This is a genomic window from Leeia oryzae DSM 17879 (assembly GCF_000376945.1).
GTDB classification, from domain to species: Bacteria; Pseudomonadota; Gammaproteobacteria; order Burkholderiales; family Leeiaceae; genus Leeia; species Leeia oryzae.
Genome location: NZ_AQXU01000025.1, coordinates 635,656 through 655,580, shown reverse-complemented (window position 1 = coordinate 655,580; position 19,925 = coordinate 635,656). Strand labels below are relative to the sequence as shown.

At 53.1% G+C, this 19,925-nt stretch carries 18 protein-coding genes and 1 tRNA gene; 5 read left to right on the top strand and 14 right to left on the bottom strand.

Annotation, left to right across the window (positions count from 1 at the left end; translation table 11 throughout):
• Positions 1-19: 19 nt before the first annotated feature.
• Positions 20-922 (bottom strand): RluA family pseudouridine synthase, encoded by a 903-nt coding sequence (locus F552_RS0116570; RefSeq protein WP_026182835.1) that lies wholly within the window; start codon positions 920-922, stop codon positions 20-22.
• A gap of 279 nt (positions 923-1,201) precedes the next feature.
• Between F552_RS0116570 and F552_RS0116560 the strand changes: the two genes are divergently transcribed.
• Positions 1,202-1,492, top strand: a complete 291-nt coding sequence (locus tag F552_RS0116560) for a co-chaperone GroES (RefSeq protein WP_018152887.1) — start codon at positions 1,202-1,204, stop codon at positions 1,490-1,492.
• Positions 1,493-1,550: 58 nt separating this feature from the next.
• Positions 1,551-3,188, top strand: a complete 1,638-nt coding sequence (gene groL / locus F552_RS0116555) for a chaperonin GroEL (RefSeq protein ID WP_018152886.1) — start codon at positions 1,551-1,553, stop codon at positions 3,186-3,188.
• Between the two features lie 108 nt (positions 3,189-3,296).
• Here groL and F552_RS20210 read toward each other — a convergent pair whose 3' ends face one another.
• The 3 genes from F552_RS20210 to F552_RS19685 all read right to left on the bottom strand — a co-directional run bounded on the left by F552_RS20210 (position 3,297) and on the right by F552_RS19685 (position 9,342).
• Positions 3,297-7,040: an EAL domain-containing protein gene (locus F552_RS20210; protein ID WP_018152885.1), complete on the bottom strand. Its 3,744-nt coding sequence runs from the start codon at positions 7,038-7,040 to the stop codon at positions 3,297-3,299.
• 120 nt (positions 7,041-7,160) lie between these two features.
• Entirely contained in the window at positions 7,161-7,847 is a 687-nt protein-coding gene (locus F552_RS0116545; protein WP_018152884.1) for a Bax inhibitor-1/YccA family protein, read from the bottom strand.
• A 112-nt stretch (positions 7,848-7,959) separates the two neighbouring features.
• The gene (locus F552_RS19685; protein ID WP_018152883.1) at positions 7,960-9,342 is read right to left on the bottom strand and encodes a GGDEF domain-containing protein; all 1,383 of its coding nucleotides are present in this window, start codon (positions 9,340-9,342) and stop codon (positions 7,960-7,962) included.
• A gap of 241 nt (positions 9,343-9,583) precedes the next feature.
• Between F552_RS19685 and F552_RS0116535 the strand changes: the two genes are divergently transcribed.
• The 3 genes from F552_RS0116535 (at position 9,584) to F552_RS0116525 (ending at position 11,666) form a co-directional block, all read left to right on the top strand.
• Positions 9,584-9,674 (top strand) — tRNA-Ser (locus tag F552_RS0116535).
• A 328-nt stretch (positions 9,675-10,002) separates the two neighbouring features.
• A complete protein-coding gene (locus F552_RS0116530) occupies positions 10,003-10,383 on the top strand; it encodes a LexA family protein (RefSeq protein WP_018152882.1) in 381 nt (126 codons plus the stop codon).
• A 26-nt stretch (positions 10,384-10,409) separates the two neighbouring features.
• A complete protein-coding gene (locus F552_RS0116525; RefSeq protein WP_018152881.1) occupies positions 10,410-11,666 on the top strand; it encodes a Y-family DNA polymerase in 1,257 nt (418 codons plus the stop codon).
• 122 nt (positions 11,667-11,788) lie between these two features.
• On the opposite strand, the gene F552_RS0116520 is transcribed toward F552_RS0116525, so the two are convergent.
• The 10 genes from F552_RS0116520 to F552_RS0116475 form a co-directional block, all read right to left on the bottom strand.
• A complete protein-coding gene (locus tag F552_RS0116520) occupies positions 11,789-12,406 on the bottom strand; it encodes a hypothetical protein (protein ID WP_018152880.1) in 618 nt (205 codons plus the stop codon).
• A 75-nt stretch (positions 12,407-12,481) separates the two neighbouring features.
• A complete protein-coding gene (locus F552_RS20410; RefSeq protein ID WP_169333613.1) occupies positions 12,482-13,036 on the bottom strand; it encodes a DUF4189 domain-containing protein in 555 nt (184 codons plus the stop codon).
• Positions 12,987-13,478: a DUF4189 domain-containing protein gene (locus F552_RS20405; RefSeq protein ID WP_083917538.1), complete on the bottom strand. Its 492-nt coding sequence runs from the start codon at positions 13,476-13,478 to the stop codon at positions 12,987-12,989. The genes F552_RS20410 and F552_RS20405 overlap by 50 nt, the downstream gene beginning before the upstream one ends.
• Positions 13,479-13,492: 14 nt before the next feature.
• Entirely contained in the window at positions 13,493-13,981 is a 489-nt protein-coding gene (locus F552_RS20205; protein ID WP_051078337.1) for a DUF4189 domain-containing protein, read from the bottom strand.
• Between the two features lie 2 nt (positions 13,982-13,983).
• Positions 13,984-15,207, bottom strand: a complete 1,224-nt coding sequence (locus F552_RS0116500; RefSeq protein WP_018152876.1) for a TrbL/VirB6 family protein — start codon at positions 15,205-15,207, stop codon at positions 13,984-13,986.
• Positions 15,208-15,219: 12 nt separating this feature from the next.
• Positions 15,220-15,939 carry a type IV secretion system protein gene (locus F552_RS0116495; RefSeq protein ID WP_026182831.1) on the bottom strand — a complete coding sequence of 240 codons (720 nt, stop codon included), beginning with the start codon at positions 15,937-15,939 and terminating at the stop codon, positions 15,220-15,222.
• Between the two features lie 22 nt (positions 15,940-15,961).
• The gene (locus F552_RS0116490; protein WP_018152874.1) at positions 15,962-18,412 is read right to left on the bottom strand and encodes a VirB4 family type IV secretion/conjugal transfer ATPase; all 2,451 of its coding nucleotides are present in this window, start codon (positions 18,410-18,412) and stop codon (positions 15,962-15,964) included.
• Between the two features lie 170 nt (positions 18,413-18,582).
• Positions 18,583-18,888, bottom strand: a complete 306-nt coding sequence (locus tag F552_RS0116485; RefSeq protein WP_033375691.1) for a VirB3 family type IV secretion system protein — start codon at positions 18,886-18,888, stop codon at positions 18,583-18,585.
• 20 nt (positions 18,889-18,908) lie between these two features.
• Positions 18,909-19,238: a TrbC/VirB2 family protein gene (locus F552_RS19675; RefSeq protein ID WP_018152872.1), complete on the bottom strand. Its 330-nt coding sequence runs from the start codon at positions 19,236-19,238 to the stop codon at positions 18,909-18,911.
• 70 nt (positions 19,239-19,308) lie between these two features.
• The gene (locus tag F552_RS0116475; protein ID WP_018152871.1) at positions 19,309-19,911 is read right to left on the bottom strand and encodes a lytic transglycosylase domain-containing protein; all 603 of its coding nucleotides are present in this window, start codon (positions 19,909-19,911) and stop codon (positions 19,309-19,311) included.
• Positions 19,912-19,925 lie beyond the last annotated feature (14 nt).

The following is a 19,925-nucleotide window of genomic DNA, read 5'->3' as shown; positions in this document are numbered from 1 at the left end:
GTGTCTGCCAACCGGTGTCTCATTCAGGAAAAGCACAGGCCAGCATGCGTTTGCTGGAAAACTGACGGGTTTCCCTACTGATCGGATCTTCAAATGTAATGGAGCGGGCCAGGAGTTGCAATGGGTGATCAAAATCCTCGCCCTTGTCTGGCAATACCCGAGGGTAAAACGGGTCGTTCAGGATGGGGATACCCAGGCCGGCCAGATGTACGCGCAACTGGTGTTTGCGGCCGGTGTGGGGTTCCAGCTGGTACAGCGCCAGATTCCCCATCCGGCGCATCAGCGAGATGCGCGTTTCGCTGTTGGGTTCCCCCTGTACTTCCTTCATGGTGAAGAAGGCATCTCCAGCTACCATCAGGCTACGGTGTACCAGCGGCAAGGCCAGATCGTCCCGAAACGGTGCGACGGCTTCATAGGTCTTGGCGATCGTGCGGCGCTCGAACAGGGTTTGATACGCCCCGCGGCTGGCCGGATTCAGGCAGAACAGCACCACCCCGGCCGTTTCCCGGTCCAGCCGGTGAATGGGGGTGAGCTGCGGCAAATCCAGCTGCTTGCGCAAGCGAATCAGCAGGGTTTCCTGCAGGTAGCGACCGGACGGGATCATCGGCAGAAAATGCGGCTTGTCGACCACCAGCAAATGTTCGTCCCGGAACAGTACCTCGGCTTCAAACGGGATAGGGTGTTCCGCCTCTACCTCGCGGTAATACCAGATACGGCTGCCGGTCCGGTAGGGTGTGTGCGGGGTGATCGCCTGCCCATGCTCGTCAACCAGCTCCTGTTTTTGCATGCGCATGCGCAGCGTTTCCTCGCCGACATGCGGAAAACGCTGTACCAGAAACGTGAACAGGTCTGGCCACTGGCCTTCGGGCAGCCACAAATAACTCGGGGCAATACCGTCACGGATGGGAAGAGGAGCTTTCAAGGTTGGACTTTGATCGGGGGTTACAGGCTTCAATAGTTGCCATTCTAATCCAATCCGCTGCCGGATGCTGAACCTGCAGGCAGTTTGGTGTCTGAAAACGCCGTTTTCAGGGCAATTTGCGCTATAAACAAAAATTCTTTACATATCCCCTCTTGAAAAGCATGGACCCCACCCATATCATTAGCACTCGCAAGGGTTGAGTGCCAAAATCGTTGGTGCCCCCGAGAACACTAATCGCTAACGAGCGTTTTTTCTCGTTTATCATCAAGGAGTTATTATATGAAGATTCGTCCGTTGCACGACCGTGTGATCGTTAAACGTCTGGAAGCCGAAGAGAAAACCTCCTCTGGTATCGTATTGCCAGGCAATGCTGCAGAAAAACCTGACATGGGTGAAGTGCTGGCTGTTGGCGCAGGCAAAATCCAGGAAAACGGCTCTGTCCGTGCGATGACCCTGAAAGTGGGCGACAAAGTGATTTTCGGCAAATACAGCGGCCAGTCTGTCAAGGTTGACGGCGAAGAACTGCTGGTAATGCGCGAAGAAGACGTAATGGGCGTTGTTGAAGGCTAATCTGCCTCCCCTCATTACAACCGGATTTTAACGAATACATATTTGGAGTTAAGCAAACATGGCTGCAAAACAAGTCAAGTTTCATGATGATGCACGTTCTAAAATGGTGGCTGGCGTAAACATTCTGGCCGATGCTGTTAAAGTGACCCTGGGCCCTAAAGGCCGTAACGTGGTGCTGGACCGTTCTTTCGGTGCACCTACCATCACTAAAGACGGTGTGTCTGTTGCCAAAGAAATCGAACTGAAAGACAAGTTCGAAAACATGGGCGCTCAGCTGGTGAAAGAAGTGGCTTCCAAGACTTCTGACGTTGCAGGTGACGGTACCACTACCGCTACCGTACTGGCACAAGCCATTCTGCAAGAAGGCATGAAATACGTTACTGCCGGTTTCAACCCGACCGACCTGAAACGCGGTATCGACAAGGCTGTTGTTGCACTGGTTGAAGAACTGCGCAAAATCGCCAAGCCAACCACGACTTCCAAAGAAATCGCTCAAGTTGGTTCTATCTCTGCAAACTCTGATACAGACGTTGGCGAAATCATCGCTACCGCCATGGACAAAGTGGGCAAAGAAGGCGTGATCACCGTTGAAGACGGCAAATCACTGAACAACGAACTGGACGTGGTTGAAGGTATGCAGTTTGACCGTGGCTACCTGTCACCATACTTCATCAACAACCCAGAAAAACAGATCGCTGCACTGGACAATCCGTTCGTGCTGCTGTTCGACAAGAAAATCAGCAACATCCGTGACCTGCTGCCAGTACTGGAGCAAGTGGCCAAGTCTGGCCGTCCACTGCTGATCATCGCAGAAGACGTAGAAGGCGAAGCCCTGGCAACGCTGGTGGTGAACACCATGCGCGGTATCCTGAAAGTGGTTGCTGTTAAAGCACCAGGTTTCGGTGACCGTCGTAAAGCCATGCTGGAAGACATCGCTATCCTGACCGGTGGTGTTGTGATCGCTGAAGAAGTGGGCCTGACCCTGGACAAAGTGACTCTGGACCAACTGGGCCAGGCAAAACGCATCGAAGTGGGCAAAGAACTGACCACCATCATTGATGGCGTGGGTTCTGCCGATGCTATCCAGGCACGCGTTGGCCAGATCGATCGTCAGATCGAAGAATCTACCAGCGACTACGATCGTGAAAAACTGCAAGAGCGCAAAGCCAAACTGGCTGGCGGTGTTGCCGTGATCAAGGTTGGTGCAGCGACCGAAGTTGAAATGAAAGAGAAAAAAGCACGTGTTGAAGATGCATTGCATGCAACCCGCGCTGCTGTTGAAGAAGGTATTGTTGCAGGTGGTGGCGTTGCGCTGCTGCGTGCACGTGCCAACATCGGCAAGGTAGAAACCAGCAACAACGATCAAGAGCAAGGCGTGAAGATTGTGCTGAAAGCCATCGAAGCACCTCTGCGCCAGATCGTTGCCAACGCAGGTGACGAGCCATCTGTCGTCATCGCCAAGGTACTGGAAGGTACCGGTAACTTCGGTTACAACGCGGCTACCGGCGAATACGGCGACATGGTTGCCAGCGGTGTTCTGGATCCAGCAAAAGTTACCCGCTCAGCACTGCAATACGCAGCGTCTGTTGCTGGTCTGATGCTGACCACCGACTGCATGATTGCTGAACTGCCAGAAGACAAGCCAGCAATGCCAGGCGGCATGGGTGGTATGGGCGGCATGGACGGCATGATGTAATTTGCCGGACTACACGTCCCCGGGGTGCGCTTGCGCCCCGGCACAAAAAACCCCGGATCATGGTCCGGGGTTTTTTATTGTGGCACGGCAAATGCCGGTTTGTGCGGCTCAGTTAAACAGGGCTTCCGGCGGGCAGGGTTTGCCAAACAGATAGCCCTGGAACTGTTCGCAGCCGCTTTCGAGCAGGTACTGATGCTGACCGTCCGTTTCAACGCCTTCGGCGATGACATCCATGCCCAGGTTTTTACCCAGTGTCACGATGGTGTTTACAATTGCCCGGTCATTCTTGTCGTTGAAAATGTCCCTGACAAAAGAACGGTCGATTTTGAGCTGCGTAAACGGCAGGTGCTTCAGATAGTTCAGTGACGAATACCCGGTCCCAAAGTCATCCAGTGAGAAACCGATCCCGATCTCTCTGAGACTGTTCATCTTGGTAATGGTCAGGTGGATATCCTTGAGCAGCAGGCTTTCCGTAATTTCCAGTTTTAAGCGGTTCGGATCCGCGTTGTACATCTTCAGTGCTGCAAATACCTGGTCGGTAAATGCCACATCATGAAATTGTCGGGCGCAGATATTGACCGCAACAGTCAGGTGCGCGGTTTCCGGACGTTTCCCCCATTCGGCCAGCTGGCGGCAGGCTGTTTCCAGAATCCATTGGCCCAGCGGGATGATCAAGCCGGTTTCTTCGGCCAGCGGAATGAACTCCATCGGCGGCACCATGCCGTATTTGGGGTGATTCCAGCGGATCAGCGCTTCTACGCCGCTGATGCGCTTATCCGCCTGTACCTGAGGCTGGTAATGCAGTACAAACTGCTTTTCTACCAGGGCTTCACGCAGGTCGGTTTCCATTTCGGCACGTGCCGTGACAATGGTTTGCATGGCGGGGTCGAAAAAGCGGAAGGTGTTCCGACCGGCAGCCTTGGCATGGTACATGGCCAGATCAGCGTGCTTGAGCAGTTCTTCGGCAGACAGCCGTATATGCGAGGATAACAGGCAGATACCGATGCTGGGGGTGCTGTGATGCAGTTCGTTTTTCAACAGGTAGGGCTGATTGAGGGATTCCAGTATTTTCTGGGCCACAATCTCGACTTGTGCCCGTATCGGCAACGTATGGTCGTGCAGTTGTTCCAGCAGAATAATGAACTCGTCACCCCCCAGCCGTGCTACGGTATCGCCCTGGCGGAGTGACTCTGTCAGGCGGCTGGCTACTTGCCTGAGCAGCAAATCGCCTACGTCATGGCCTCGGGTATCATTGATGGTCTTGAAGTTATCCAGGTCAACAAACAACAGGGCTGCGGCCGGTGCCCCCTCTTCCAGATTGATGATGGCCTGCCGCAAGCGGTCGATCAGCAAGCGACGGTTCGGTAACTGGGTGAGCGGATCATAGAAGGCCAGGCTGCGGATTTCCTCTTCTGCCCGTTTGCGTTCGGTAATGTCCAGCAAGGTGTACACGTAGTGCGTGGTGACATCCGCCTCGTTCTTTACCGCCGATAGGGTCAGCCCAATCGGGAATTCCTCGCCGTTCTTCCTGTGGGTCCATAATTCTCCCTGCCAGGTGCCAGTACTGGCCACGGCGGCCAGAATCGACACCGGTTCATCGGGTTCGGTTGCGTCGACATGGAACAGATGCGGCGGGTGACCCACCACGTCTTCTGCCGTAAAGCCGGTAATGCGGGTAAACGCGCTGTTCACCCGCAAAATCACCAGATGGGCATCTGTAATCACGATCCCTTCCTGGGATTCAAATGCGGTTGCCGCAATACGCAGTTCTTCTTCCTGTTGCATCGTCTTCAGGCGGGCGGCCTCAACGGCGGTATAGGCGGCGGCATTATCGAGCGCAATGGCGCCATACGCGCACATGGTCCGGAAAATCGCCCGTTCCCGTTCGCCGTATGCATACGCGCGCTGCGACTGTACCGTCATGACCCCGAGCAGCCGGTCCCCGACCTCCAGTGGCGAAAACAGCATGCTGAGTGTTTCCACGGTACCTGGCGTGGTTTTCAGGTTAGAGTCGCTCGGCTTGTTGTGAATGATGATTTCCTGCCGTTCGCGGGCGCAGCGTGCGGTGAGCGAGATGGGGTCATCAATCTTGAAAGTGGTACGGGGATAGGGCTTGCCATTATCCACTCCGAATGCGACCGTGAGCGAGTCGCCCGCCGGGTCGACCAGACAGATCACGAAGGAAGTCGTATCCAGCAAACCATCGGCATGGCCTTTCAGGGTAGAAAACACCGCATTGGCATCCAGACTGGCGGTAATTTCCTGGCCGATATGCCCGAGTGTTTCCAGGGTCGTGTTGGTTTCCTGCAGCGTCTGTGCCAACTTTTTGTGGTACTCGGCATCCGAACGGGCTTCTTCTACATGCTTGCGGGTTTCCATGGCCAGCGCGCGTTTCTGCGCATCGGCAATTTTGCTGGACTCTCTGGCCGCTACCGACATCAGGTAAGACTGATAAGCCGACTGGTAATCGTGACAGGTGGCGTACGTCTTGGCCAGCTGGTGGTACAGGTCTTCCGGAATGTTGTAGCCACTCAGGTTTTCGGCCATTTTGACGGCCTGGTGCAGATAGTGCAACGAAGCCGTCGGAGCATCGCTGCCCTCTGGGCTGGCGGTTTGCATATGCTCGCAAACCTCAGCCATGACCCGAAGTGACTTGATCTGCTCGCTGATGTTGCCTTTAGACGCAGCCAGTTCGATGGCATTCTGCGCACTCTGGTAAGCAAGATCCGGGTGCCCCGTCCGCAGCAGCGCCTGTGCCTTGCCCCGATGGACTTTCATCAGCAGGTCGGCATCTTTATACCAGCTGATGCTTTGCGTCAGCTGGTCAAACCATTGTAACGCCTCTGCCTCATCCGACATGTCCAGCGCCAGCTGACCCAGATTGACCTGCACCAGTTCGTGGTTATGCGAGCCAGCCATCCCCTTCATGTTGGAGAGTGCCTCGGTCAGGAAGCGCTTGGCTTCTTCAAAGCGCCCCAACAGACGCAAGACATCGCCGACTTGCAGCAGACAAATGCCGATGATGCCCGGCCAATTGGCCGAACGGGCAATGGACAGGGCCCGTTCACCCCATAACAGGGCGGTGTCCAGGTCGCCAAGCGTGGCAAATTCCTCGGCTGCATTGGCGGCGCAGACAATCGCCTGCCGGATTTGCCCCGTATCGATACCAGTGTGGTGGGCATCCAGATCAAACTTGATGGCTGCCGCCGGGTCATCGGTAAACGCCGAGGCGTTGGCGTTAGCGACCGAGATCCAGGTTTGCACTGCTTCGTGATAGTGTGACGGGTCAGAAAAACGGGTATCCAGTTCATGCCTGACCATCGCGGGGTCGTTAAAGGCCAGTTGGGCCAGGTGCCAGGCTTCCGCCAGTGCAATTCGGGTCGTGTCGCCCGATTGGGCAAAGAACGACTTGGCCCGGGCCAGACATTGATCGGTTTTCGGCTGGTCGCCTCGGTCGATATAGAGCTGGGTCAACAGCCAGTAGGCATCTCCCAGCCCAATGGCGTCCCCTATCGCTTCGTAGCCTTTCACTGCGGCGGTCAGCGTTTGTTCTGCCTCATCCAGCCTTGCAAACAGCAGGTGAATGGCCCCCTTCACCAGAGTCAGACGAATGCCATAGCCCTTACGGTCTATCGAGCCCACAGGCAACTGGCGTAACAGGGCTTCTGCTTCGTCCGCAAAAGCCAAGGCTTTATGACAGTCACGCTGGTGATGAAACCATGCCAACGCCGTCAGTACATGAATTCGTTCGGCACCCTCTAAGCGGGTTAAAAAGACTTCTTGCGCCACAACATTGTCGTTGAGCACAAAAATGGGGATATACGAGCCGGCATATTTTTGTAATGTTTTCATGCTGCTTCAATCTCGCTAGAAGCCTCATTATAGACATAAATCCAGAGAGATTTTCTGCAAAAAAGACAAGGGCCGGATGAATCCGGCCCTTGTCTGGTACAGTCTTTTGCAACGTACTGATTAGTCTCGACTATTACCGGTCAGTGACAAAATCAGGAACAGCAGGTTCTGGAACAGGTTGTAGATATCCAGATAAATGGCCAGCGCGGCAGAGATATAGTTAGTCTCGCCACCATTCACTACACGGCTTACATCAAACAGGATATACAGGCTGAACACCACTACCATGGCAGCAGAAATGGTCAGCGACAGGGCCGGAATCTTCAGCCAGATATTGGCCAGGCTGGCGACAATGGCGACGATCAGGCCAATGAACAGGAACTTGCCCAAAAAGCTGAAATCCTTTTTGGTCACGGTGGCCAGGGTCGACAACGCCAGGAAGGTCACGCCTGTGCCGCCGGCAGCCAGTGCGATGCTTTGTGCACCGTTCGGAAAGCGCAAGGCAAACTGCAGCAACTGGGACAGCCACAAGCCCATGAAGAACGTAAAGCCCAGCAAGACCACTACGCCCATGGCAGTATGTTTGGTGCGTTCAATCAAGAACATGGAACCGAAAGCAACGCCCATGAAAACCAGCAGGCCAGCCATGGGTGACAGGCCAAAATGCATTTGAATACCCAGCAAGGCACCGGCTACGGTTGGCAGCATGGACAAGCCCAGCAGCCAGTAGGTATTACGCAGCACTTTGTTGCGGCTGGCAACATCCAGTGAGCCGACACGGCTGGCCGGAATGTCATATGTTTGCATCTTGCGATCTCCTCAAAAATACAGATTGCGGTTAAATCCAACCGCCATGTGACTAAGAGTAACTGTAGTCGGATAAAGTTTCCAGTATTTGCTGCAAACGGCAGGTAAATGCTTATGCGGTCTGGAATACCCGAGTCTGGTTTCGTCCCAGTTTTTTCGCCTGGTATAGCGCACGGTCTGCCTGGTTCAATAATTCATCCAAAGTCACCGTTTGCGTATCCAGCGTGGTCAGCCCTATCGATACCGTCAGTTTGATATCTGAGGGCAAACCCTCGGTTTTCAACATGGCAAACCCGGTTCTGATCCTTTCCGCAATTTCCTGCGCCTCGGTCGACGACGTATCGGGCAATAAAATGGCAAATTCCTCGCCGCCTATCCGGGCAATGACGTCCTGGTCGCGTAACGAGATGCGGAAATATGCTGCTACTGCAGTCAGTACCTGATCCCCCGCCTGATGGCCGTACTGGTCATTAATGGATTTAAAATAATCAATATCCAGATACAAGAGGGAAAGTGACCGGTTGCTGCGCATTTGCCGGCTGATCTCTGCCTCGGCCAGGGTCCGGAAGTACCGGCGGTTGGCCAGACCGGTCAGGCTATCGGTGGTGGCCTGTTTTTCCAGCGCGTCTTGCGTCTGGTGATACTCAATGGCAATGCTGGTCAGGCTCGCAGCAAATTCGATGGATTCAAGGTCATCCTGCGTCGGGCTACAGGGCAGTGCATGGTAAATGGCAAAGGTACCCAGCACCCTTCCTCTGGAAGAAATCACCGGTTGAGACCAGCAGGCACCCAAACCGGCATTGGCTGCCAGGGTCTTGTAGTTGGCCCAATGTTCATGGGTCTGGATGTCTTCCACGATCACGCGCATGCCGGTAGCGGCTGCGGTACCGCAAGAACCCAAGCCAACGGCAATCGGCAAGCCATGAACAACCTGGTTATAAAAATCTGGCAAATTAGGTGCTGCGCCGGTCAGCAGATGTGTGTTGTCATCCGATACTAGCAAGATAGAGCACTGACGGCTGGGCTCTTCCGTCTCCAGACTTTCCACTACCGTCAGCAGGATTTTCTCCAGTGGTTCGTGCCGAGCGATCATTTCCAGAATGTTCAACCGGGCCATGCCACGCTGCCTAGATAACCAGCGTTCGGTAATGTCCCGGCCGACACCAATTACCCCCATGATCTGGTGGTTTTCATCGTAATAAGGCGTTTTGATATTTTCGATCAGGACCCGCCGACCATCCTTGAAGACATGCCAGCCTTCTGTCTTTAGCTGCTCGCCACTCTCCATGACCAGCTGGTCTTGCGCCTGGTACTCTCCGGCCTTGCCATCATCCACAACCTCATTATCATGCCGGCCAATGAGCTCTGCTTCAGACTTGCCGATAAACAATTCGAAAGCCCTGTTGCAACCGAGGTATCGGCTGTTTTTATCCTTGAAAAAAATCAGGTCGGGTATGGAGTCAATCAGACTCCGCAAGAAAAGGTTCTTAGACATTATTACCAATGCATTGTAGGGTGGGCATGCCGTATGGCCTCATCTTCAGCATAGAATCACAATGGGGCTTATGCAAGGGCAACCCCGGGCCGGTTTGCGTATATCGACGATTTTTTTGTGCCCTGCACCAAAGGGGGTGACGGAAAATTGCACAAGTTTTCCAGAAGCACTAGCTTTTATAAAAAAAAGCGTGTACTATTCGCACCTCTGTTGGTTAACACTGACAGAGCACAATTTAAATGGAAGCGTGGCAGAGCTGGTTTAATGCACCGGTCTTGAAAACCGACGGAGATTAACGTCTCCCGTGAGTTCGAATCTCACCGCTTCCGCCAAGATTGACGAAAAAGCCCTGAGAAATCAGGGCTTTTTTGTTTTCTAGCGCGGGTAATTAACGGCAACGCCATTGCAAATGGCGTGTGTATGGTTTTTGTCCGGAACACACCTCGTGCAATCCTTCTTCGTTCCCTTCTTTAGGATTCATGTCTAACCGCCATGCCAACAAGAAAATGAACCTCTTTGGTATCTCGTCCATCGCGCGGTATTACGTCTAAGCTTACTTGTCTTGGCGGCAGACCGTCTGGTATCAGGTCACACCCGGTTGATCATCATGCAAGGACGAATGGATTGATTATTATAGAACAATCGTTCTATAATAATCACATGAGAATTCTCCCCTTATGTATCCCGGCATCCCTTACGTTCCTCCCGCTGATTGGTCAGGTTCGGGCCGGTTTTCCATCGCCAGCGACAGAATATGAAGAGTCCCCTCTGAATATTCACCAGTGGCTGGTCCGGCATGAAGCGGCCACTTTCTTGCTGCGCTATGGCGGTGCGACGCTGGAAGCAGAACACATTTGTACCGGAGACGTGCTGGTGGTAGACCGCTCGCTGACGCCGGCGGTTGGAGACATGATTGTGGCCGTCTTGCACGGTGAAATGCGCGTGTTTACCTGGCGGGGCAAGACAAATCGTCATGAGGGCGAGGGCTGGCTGGTATGGGGGGTGATTACCGGCATTGCGCGTAAACGCCATCATCCCTAGCATCCTTGTTGGGCAGGGAGTAAGCCATGTTTGCACTGGTCGATTGCAATAACTTTTATGCGTCTTGCGAGCGGGTGTTTCGCCCGGACCTGGAGGGCCGGCCGATTGTTGTTTTGTCTAACAACGATGGCTGTGTCATTGCACGCAGCAAAGAGGCCAAGCAGCTAGGTATCCCGATGGGGGCACCCTTTTATCAGTACCGGGATCAACTGTACAAGCAACGAATTGCCGTGTTTTCCAGCAATTATGCGCTGTACGGAGACATGAGCAAGCGAGTCATGCACCTGCTTGCCGGGTTTGTACCCGATCAGGAAATCTACAGTATTGATGAATGCTTCCTGCAACTGGCAGGTTATCCGGCACCAGAGGCACTGGTCCGACAAATGCAGCAGCAGGTCAAACGCCAGACCGGTATTCCCGTCAGTATCGGTATAGGTTCCACCAAGACGCTGGCCAAGCTCGCCAACCATATTGCCAAGCAGTTTCCGGATACCCAGGGTATTTTCAGCTTCAGCCATTGCCCGTCACTGGGCATTCACAGCTACTTGTCCCGGTTGCCGGTCGGTGAGGTCTGGGGTATCGGTTTCAGGATGCAACGCAAACTGGAAGCGCTGGGTATTCATACCGCACTGGATCTCAAGCTTGCCGATCCGGAAGCAATGCGGCGCAAGTTTTCCATTGTCATCGAGCGCATTGTCAGAGAGTTGAACGGAGAAATGTGCATCGAGCTGGAGGATGTTGCCGACCCCAAAAAGCAAATCATGTCGACCCGATCGTTTAGCCAATCCTTGAGTGACCTGCCCGGGTTGCAGGCCGCTATCAGTTACCATGTCAGGCATGCCACCAAAAAACTACGGCAGCAGCATAGTCTGGCACACGGCTTGGTCGTCATGATACGTACCAACCGGTTTCGGGCGGAAGCCGGAGCCTATTATGTGTCCAGTACCCAACACTTCGACCTGCCAACAGATGACCCTATCCAGATCACCCAATACGCCATGCGCACACTGGCAGCCGCGTACCGCCCTGAGTTTGCATATCACAAGGCCGGTGTGATCCTGTTTTGCCTGCAACCCAAAATCAGCCGCCAACCAGACCTTTTCACAGACCAAAACCCCAAAAAAGAAGCATTATTCCAGACGGTGGACCAGATCAACCAGCGCTTTGGATGTGACACGCTAAAAACTGCCTTTGAAGCCGGTAAAACACACTGGAAAATGCGCCAGCACCTTCGCTCCCCACGCTATACCACCAGTTGGGAGGAGTTATATGAAGTGGCATAAAGAGATTGCATCCCCATGTCTACCCAGCATCTAACCGAGATGGCTACACCGGATTACCGTATCCCTTAAGCCGGAATTCGACGGTTATTTCCCTCCCACATCCTGCAAATCATAAGACATGTTTACCGCAGTTTCTTACAATGCGCATTTTTGATTTGCTCAACGGGTTTGTATTTCGTAAACGCATAATATTGCACGCTAAAATCGCCATGTGCGGTTGATGCTCTATCGGTATATGCATTCACATATATTTTTCGGGAAGCAGGCAAAGAGACTTCAATAAACAGAGGGGCATCTTCCTCTATTGAATAGCTTTCACATTGATCCGCAATCACCATCATCGTAGATGAAGGCAGGTTTGACTGAATCACGTCAACAATCTTTGGATATCTGGTTTTTCCTCTGAGCGGTATATCGAGCTTTATTTCTGCCGGATTGGTTTTATTGCCTTCAATAGAAAGGTTAGCCAGAGTATGTCCATCACGCATCCTGAAATGGCCAATTTGACGTGAAACGCCATCATCAGATGTTGTTTTAGGGGCCTTTGTTTGAAATTGAATGGATTGTATTTTGCTGTAGTCAGTCCATTCCACACCCTCCGACAGCAAGGTAAGCGTATTTTCAAGTGTGTTTTTGTCTACAGGCAGGCTGGCTGCTTGGGCATGTGCAAGACATGTAGACAAAAGTATGCCAGCCGTAAAGTAGATAAAATTGCCTAGCCATTTCCTATGAAGATGCATTTTTATGTATCCTGATTTTTTGGGGGTAGTAAATCATCGTGAATGGTTGTACGTAATTGTTTTTGTATGACTAATTTATTCGCGGTAGGAGCATTTGCCCTTTGACCAGATGACACATTGCACTTCAGGATTTTCTGTTTGGCATGCAGCAATGGCATTTCTGTTGGCAGCATCAGGAGTAGCACCAATGGCACCATAGACAAGTTCTGGCCTGCCTGGCTTATACAGAGGCACAGAAGTAGCACCACAGGTATTTTTATAGCTGATAATGATTTTGCATCCGGATCGGTTGCAAGATTCTAGTGCTCCTGCTTCTGCATTTTGAAGAGTTTGGTAATTATCAGAATGTCCACCGCCATTGCCATTAAGTAAATCAGCTGCGATGGCACCATAGTAGTCGCGAGGTTGGTGTTGCTTGAGAGTATCTTGCCCTGGGTAGTAGTTTGCTCCACCACCACTTTGGCATATACCAAGTTCAGCATTGAAATAGCCATCGTCGCATAGGCTATCTGCAAAACAGGATAGGTTGATTAGGTAGAGCAAAAGGCTAATGAACGGGAATTTCATCATCAAGTCCGACTTATTCGAGGTAGGAGCAAGCAGCTTTTGTCCAAATGACGCAACGAACATTTGAATTTGCTTCTTTGCATTTGGAGATGGCATTAAGACTCGCTGCCCCTGGGGTTTCGCCTATGGCGCCATAAATAAGACCTTGTACATCCGGGGTGTACAGAGGAACCGCGGTAGCAGCACACGTGTTTTTGTAGCTGATGATAATTTGACACTCTTTCAGACCGCAGAAATTAAGAGCTGAGATTTCTGCGGCATTGCTGGTCCGATAGTTAAATGAATGTCCGTCACTTTTGCCATTGACCACATCGGCGGCGATGGCTCCATAGTAGTCGCGGGGTTGATACGTTCTGGCAGTTTTTTGCCCAGGGTAGTAGTTTGCGCCCCCGCCACTTTGGCATATGCCAAGTTCAGCATTGAAATAGCCATCACCACACAAACTATCTGCAAAACAGTATGAGCTGATTAAACAGAACAAAAAACTGCAGATCGAGTATTTCATTACCAAGTCCAAACTTATTCACGATAGGAGCATTTTCCTTTAGACCACATCAGACATTGCACGCCAGGATTAAGGTGCTCACATTCGGTAAAGGCATTTTGTTCAGCTTCTGCGGGGGTGTTGCCAACGCCACCAACCACGTGATTAGGACTACCGATTGGTGTTTTTGCAGCTACCATAGAGCCACAGGCATTTTTATAGCTGATGATAATCTGGCAGCCAGACAGGCCACATGTTTCTAATGCGCCAGATTGTGCTGCACCCTGTGCTTGAAAGTTATCGGCATGACCACTGCTTTTGCCGTCTACAACATCGGCTGCAATAGCACCATAGTAGTCACGGGGTTGGCTTTGTAGAACAGAGCCAGCTGGATGGGGTACATGTGAACCATCTGGGTAGTAGCAAATGCCATCAAGAATGTTAATTTGCCCACTTCCTGGGCAGTACGCATCCGCAAAAGCAATATGGGTAAACATACAGAGTAATAAAGTAATCTGTTTCATATTCATGCCTTTATAGGGGAAGGAGTGGAAGTTGGGGGACTGTTGCCCCTTGCATTGCCAAGCTGGCCCGAGGAGAGGTTTGAATCACCGGCAGGCTGTACCGTAGTACCGATTTTCTCAATAGCACTCTGAAATAAGCGTTGATAGCCGGACATACCAGGCGCTGCACTAGTATCTGCATGCTTGCTGGCCGATGCTTTGTTGTTAGTTGAAATAGTGCTATGGCTTCCTGTTGGGTCTCCACCAGAATTTGGTTGATCGGCTGTTTTTCCTGGCGATCCTGCTACATCACCACCTTTTCCCCCTCCATTGAAGAGGCTATACCCCGAAAAACTTCCCCCAACCGTCGAATTAAAAAACTTCATCGTCATCGGGGGGACGGTGACCAGTAGTGTGGTCATGAGCAGGCCGATGCCGCCTTGCATTAAGGCAGTCTGCGACATGGAGGTGTAGCCGCCAGCACCACCGGCAAAGAGGCCGGCGATGGCGTTGCCGATATCTGCCAGGATAATGGCTTGTGCGTATTTTTCCGTGATTTCCAGCGCCCATCCAGAGACAATGGCGAGAATGGCCATGCTGAACAGGACGCCAAAGCAGTATTGGAGCCAGTTCCAGAAGATGCTGGCGGTTTTGTCGGTGAGCAGGCACAGGATGGAGAGCGGGCCAAAAATGATGCCCAGCGACAGGGCGATCTGGTTGAGCAGGCTCAGGGTGCCACCGACGATGGCGGGCGAGGCGCCGCCGATACCGCTGGCAAACAGGGCGGTGGTCAGGGATTCGGAAGCACTTTTCTTGTCTGCCAGCGAGTTCAGGGTGCTTTGCAGGCTGTTGATACCGGACAGGATGCGGTCAGTAGTTTTCAGGTTGTCGTCGACCAGGTCGTAAACATTGGTATGGGTGCCGGTGATCAGTTCGGTAATGCCGTCCCGCAGGCCATTGACGTTGGCAATGATGTCGCTGCTGGCCATGTGCATGCCGGTGGCGGCCAGCAGAACGATCAGGGCCTTGCCGGAGCGCATGACGAACCCCATCATCGGGGTGCGGCTTTGGCCGGAAATGATGCGATAGCCTTCAAAGACGAACCAGAGGGTCATGAACGACAAGGCAGCGGCATTGATGAGGTTCATCATGGTGCCGAGTGCCGTGTTGGTAAAGGCATTGATTTCGTTTTGCAGATGCTCGGCAATGATGGCAAAAAATGCGAGCGTGCCTTCGGTTTCAAACATGGTGTTTTCCCGTTACATGCCAAGGGCGGCTTTTAGGTCGACGGCTTTGCCATTGCCTCTGGCGATGTCTTGCACACTGTCGATCTGCTGTTGTTTGTATAGGGCCATGCGCTGTTTGTACATTTCTATGCTGAGGTGGATTTTGGCTAGATCCGCCTGGAGAATGCCGTTATAAGCTGCAAGGCGGATTTGCAGAACCTGCATTTCCCCGGGGGAGACGGTGCTGCCGGCGGCCAGCAAGCTTTCTACCGCCGCCTCGTGCTTTTGCACCATGAGCAGCTGTTTTTGCAGGTCATACATCATGGTGGCTTGCAGGTTGCGTACGGCTTCACAGCCTTTTGCGGTGGCGCCATTGTTCATCTGCGCTGTGGTCTGGCACGGGCTGTTCTTGTAGAGGTATTTTTGGGTGGCTTCGCCGCTACCGGCCTCGGTGCCGCCCTGGCCTGCGGCGCCAACCGCTTGATCCATGCCCAGTGTGCCGCCTACTTGCCCCAGAATGGTGCCGAACGGATTGCTGCGCAGATCGTTATATTGCTGCTGCATGCGGCCGATCTGGTCTTGCATCTGTTTGTATTGCTCACCCCAGGCTTTGACTTGTTCAACGGCCTGGGCAAGCGCGGCTGCATCAATGACGGGGACGCCGGCGGCGGCTTTGCCTGACATGCAGAGCATGCCGGTGAGACAAATCAGGATTTTGAGAAGCGATATCAGGTGTTTAAGACGACTTGGCATGATGTTTCCTTGCGAGATGTATTTAGGCGTCTGCCCGTGTTGCGGGTGTGGTGCTGTGCGTGTGGTCCTTGCCGGCACCTTTGCGGCGGGCAAAAAATGCGGGTAGCCATTCATCCGGTTCAGGCGCTTGCTGGGCATTTTTAACGTGCTCGGCAATGAGGTTTTGCATGATGTCGATGTTGTCTGTACTGGCGGAGATAACGGCCAGTGCATCGTCCATGCCACGCAGGTTTAACTGGCAGATGGCGGACTGATGTCCCTGCTTGACCAGGAAACACCGGCTCCGTTCGTCCAGGCTGGTGACCACCTGATATTCTGCCTCGGTCAGTTTCAGCCCATGCACGTAGTCGTTTCTGTCTGCATTCGGGTTGGGCAGCAGAATCATGGTGGCGGTCTGTTCGATCAGCGCTGCTGCAATGTCACTCTTTAACGCATCTTCAGGCGATTGCGTCGCAAAAATGCCCAGGCCGTTCTGTTTACGGATGGTCTTTTGTTTGTTTTTGGCAAACTCTTTCAGGCCGCCTTCGCCGTCCAGGATTTTCCAGAATTCGTCCATAACATAGATGAGCGGCCGTCCGTCGATCAGCTCTTCCAGCCGGTGCAACAGATAACTAATCACCGGGTTACGTACTTCCGGGTTGTCGATCATTTCGGTGTAATCAAAGCCGATGATGTTGGCACCTTCAAAGGAGATGGTGTCTACCGGGTTGTCAAATACCCAGCCCAATGCCCCTTGCGCGGTCCATTTGCGCAGCCGGGCAAACAGGCTGTCATCCCCCAGGTTAGGCAGGCTCATCTGCAAGTTGGTCATGCTTCTCAGATGGGGCGGGGTATCCAGAATGGCCCGGATGGCCCGCAGGATGTCTTCTTCTTCGCCCGGGGTGTAGCGGCTTTTGCCGCACAGCAGTTTGAGCAGGTCGGACAGGAACTGGACATTGGCTTCTGTAGGCTCGCACTGCAGCGGGTTAAAGCCGGTGGGCATGCCGTTATCCAGTGCCATGTAGCGGCCACCGCAGGCACGGACAAAAATTTCTGCCCCCCGGTCTTTGTCAAAGAAAAAGATGGTGGGTTTGGGCGAGTATTTCTGTACTTGTGATAACAGGAAGTTGATCAGGGCGGTTTTACCGGTCCCGGATTTACCGATGACCATGGTGTTGGCAATGGCTTTTTCGCCTAGCGAGTTTTCTGCCGGGTGGGTAGCATGAAAATTGAAGTAATAGGGTTGACCATTCAGGGTTTGCAGGATGGTGACGGCGTCCCCCCACGGGTTGTTGTGCTTTTTGCCGGATGCAAAATTGTGCAAGGGGCAAAGCCCCAGAAAATTCAGCGAGCTGACGTTGGCTTGGCGGGTGCGATATTTCCAGTTACCAGGCAGCTGGGCATAGAAACTGGCGGCAATGGCAATGTCTTCTTTGGCCGAGACAAAGCCGGCATTCGACAATTCGGCCCGGGCCAGCGGCAGGTTTAAGGCGACTTGCTCTTGGGAGTCGCCAAACAGGGCCAGCGTAAAGTGATACTGCCCCAGCACAAAGTTGCCGGAGCTGAGCTGGTCCATGGCGATATCCAGGTCGGTAATCTGGCTGACAGCTTTGTCGCCCGACGAGATCATCATGCCTTTGGTGCGCTCCAATGCCTTGAGGGCATCATATTTGCTCAGCGGGCTAAAGCTGTGCGTGATCACGTATTCAAAATCAAGATATTTCAAGCCATTAAGAATGCCGGGCCAGGTGGTGTCGGCATATTCCTTGATATTGAGCATGGCACCAAAGTGGTCGGTTCCGTCCGCCGTGCGGATGACAAAATCGCCGGTCTTGTTGCTAAACAAGTGGCGGCTGGTGGGCAGGTAGTCGCAGACCGGGGCTTTCAGGACGGGGACCGGGTCATCACAGCGGTTCAGCAAATAGCTAAAGAACTCCAGGGTTTCAGAAAAGATGACCCCGTTTGCCGCTTCATACATCCCTAGCCGGTAGGGGGCGTAATCCCGCAGGACGGCTTCCAGGTTGGTGCCCAGTTCACTGATTTGCCGGATAGCACCATCCTGCTGCTTTTGCAGGATGTCGATGCGGCTGGCTTTCTCTGCAAACCGTTTACCATTGACGACGGGCCGGTAAATCATGGTCAGGTACATTTCGTTCTGCATGATTTTCTGGCCGGACAGGCTCTGGTAGTAACTGTCGTTAAGTTGCTGGTTAAACCGCTCTGCAAACCGGCCAGGCAGTTGCGCCGTACGCCGGCGACGTATGTCATGTACCCAAAAGGCCACGTTGACATAATCCGGGGCACGCATGGCTTGCAGCAGCCGATTGAAGGTATTGTTCTTGTGTTCCAGATCCCATTCATCACGGCCCACAAACGGCAAGCCGCCCAGATGCCAGGTCATGAGATAGTCGCCGCCGGTTGTCTTGACCACATAGGGGCTGACATGGGCGCTGAGTGTGACAAATTCTCGAATACTGGCATCAGGTGTAAACATGGTGTTTTTACGTTCGTGGTTAAGGTTTATACAAGACGCCAAACAGGCATCTCAAATAGCGTGTAACAAGAAAAATCGTTATCCAGACATATCAATTCACGTCATTTCAACGCCTGCTGTGGTCCCTGGCCCAGGTTTTTGACCCGGCAGGGACCACAGCAGCACACCCGCTATTTGCGGGGTGGGCGCTCCCGGTACTGGTTGGGACTAAATACCCACAACCCTTCGAGCAGATGCTTGTTGCGGACTTTCAGGGCAAATTGCATTTTCAGCCCCCACAGATGGAAGATCTGCTCATCGTGCCGTGCAATTTGCCGCATGACGAAAATGACGGGTGGCAGTAATCCGATCAGCAGGATGTTGATATAGGCCGCCAGCGCCAGACAGATGGAGGTACCGATAAAAAATGGCATATACGGTACACCCATGAACATGGTGGGGCGTGTGCATCCTCTGAACAGGGTATGTCTCTGCATGGTGCGTGTCCCGGGGCGGTTTATTTGCCGTCAAACGAGGTGAACCAGCTGGCAAACTGGGCTGCTGCGCCAATCACGACTCCCCCCAGAATCACTGGCATCACATCGGTCACCCGTTTGTGATTAAACGCAATCTGGTAGCCAGCAAAAATGAAGGCAATGGTCACCACCGTGACCGAAATGGCGGTCAGGATGCCATTGATGTCATCAAAGAACCCTTTGACGTCAGCCTGCAAGCCGGTGACCCCACCCGCTCCGGCAAAGGCGTTCAGCGAGAGCATGGTCATGAAGACGGCGAGCAGTGAGGCATAAGACAGATAGCGATGTTTGGTGGTTTGTTGCGTTTGCATAATGAACTCCCTGTGATCAAGGTTTAAAAATGATGCTGCTAACGTTAGCGCTGCATGTGATGCAGCTGTTTCAAAAAACAAATTTCTCGTCTTTGGGCGGCATGTTTGCCTCCCGGGCATCGTTAGGTGACGAGGCGCCCGTTTCTTGTACGGTTGGCCGAAGTGTCGCGCCGGTGCGTGGCGTTGCTGCGCGCTTGGCCGGCTTGGCGGGAATGACCGGTATGACAGTGGTGCCGGCATCGGCCAGCGCAAGCGGCTGCTGACGCATGCTGTTATATATTTTTTGCACGTAACCCTCCCGAAAACCGGTCATGAAATTACCCGAGTAGTAACAACTGAAGGCTTTGCCCCAATCCTGGGCCGCACGGTCGTAGCAATCCTTTAATATTCTTGTGCCTGCCTGCAGGTTGGGGCAGGGTTCAAAGGCTTTGGCAAACGAGGCTAAGCCGTATTTCTGCAAGTTAAACCGGTTGACCTGCGCCACGCCCAGCGAAAAGTTGTAACCCTTGGCGGCCAGCATGTCGGATGTGGCCACTGCCTCTGACAGATTGCGGGGTTGGCGTGCCAGTCGTCCGCCCACCACGCCAATGGCAAACGGGTTCTGGCTGGACTCCACGTGGACAACGTGCTGCATGATCTCCATCGGGACCGACAGGTTTGGGCAGTCAAACATTTAATCTCGCCTTG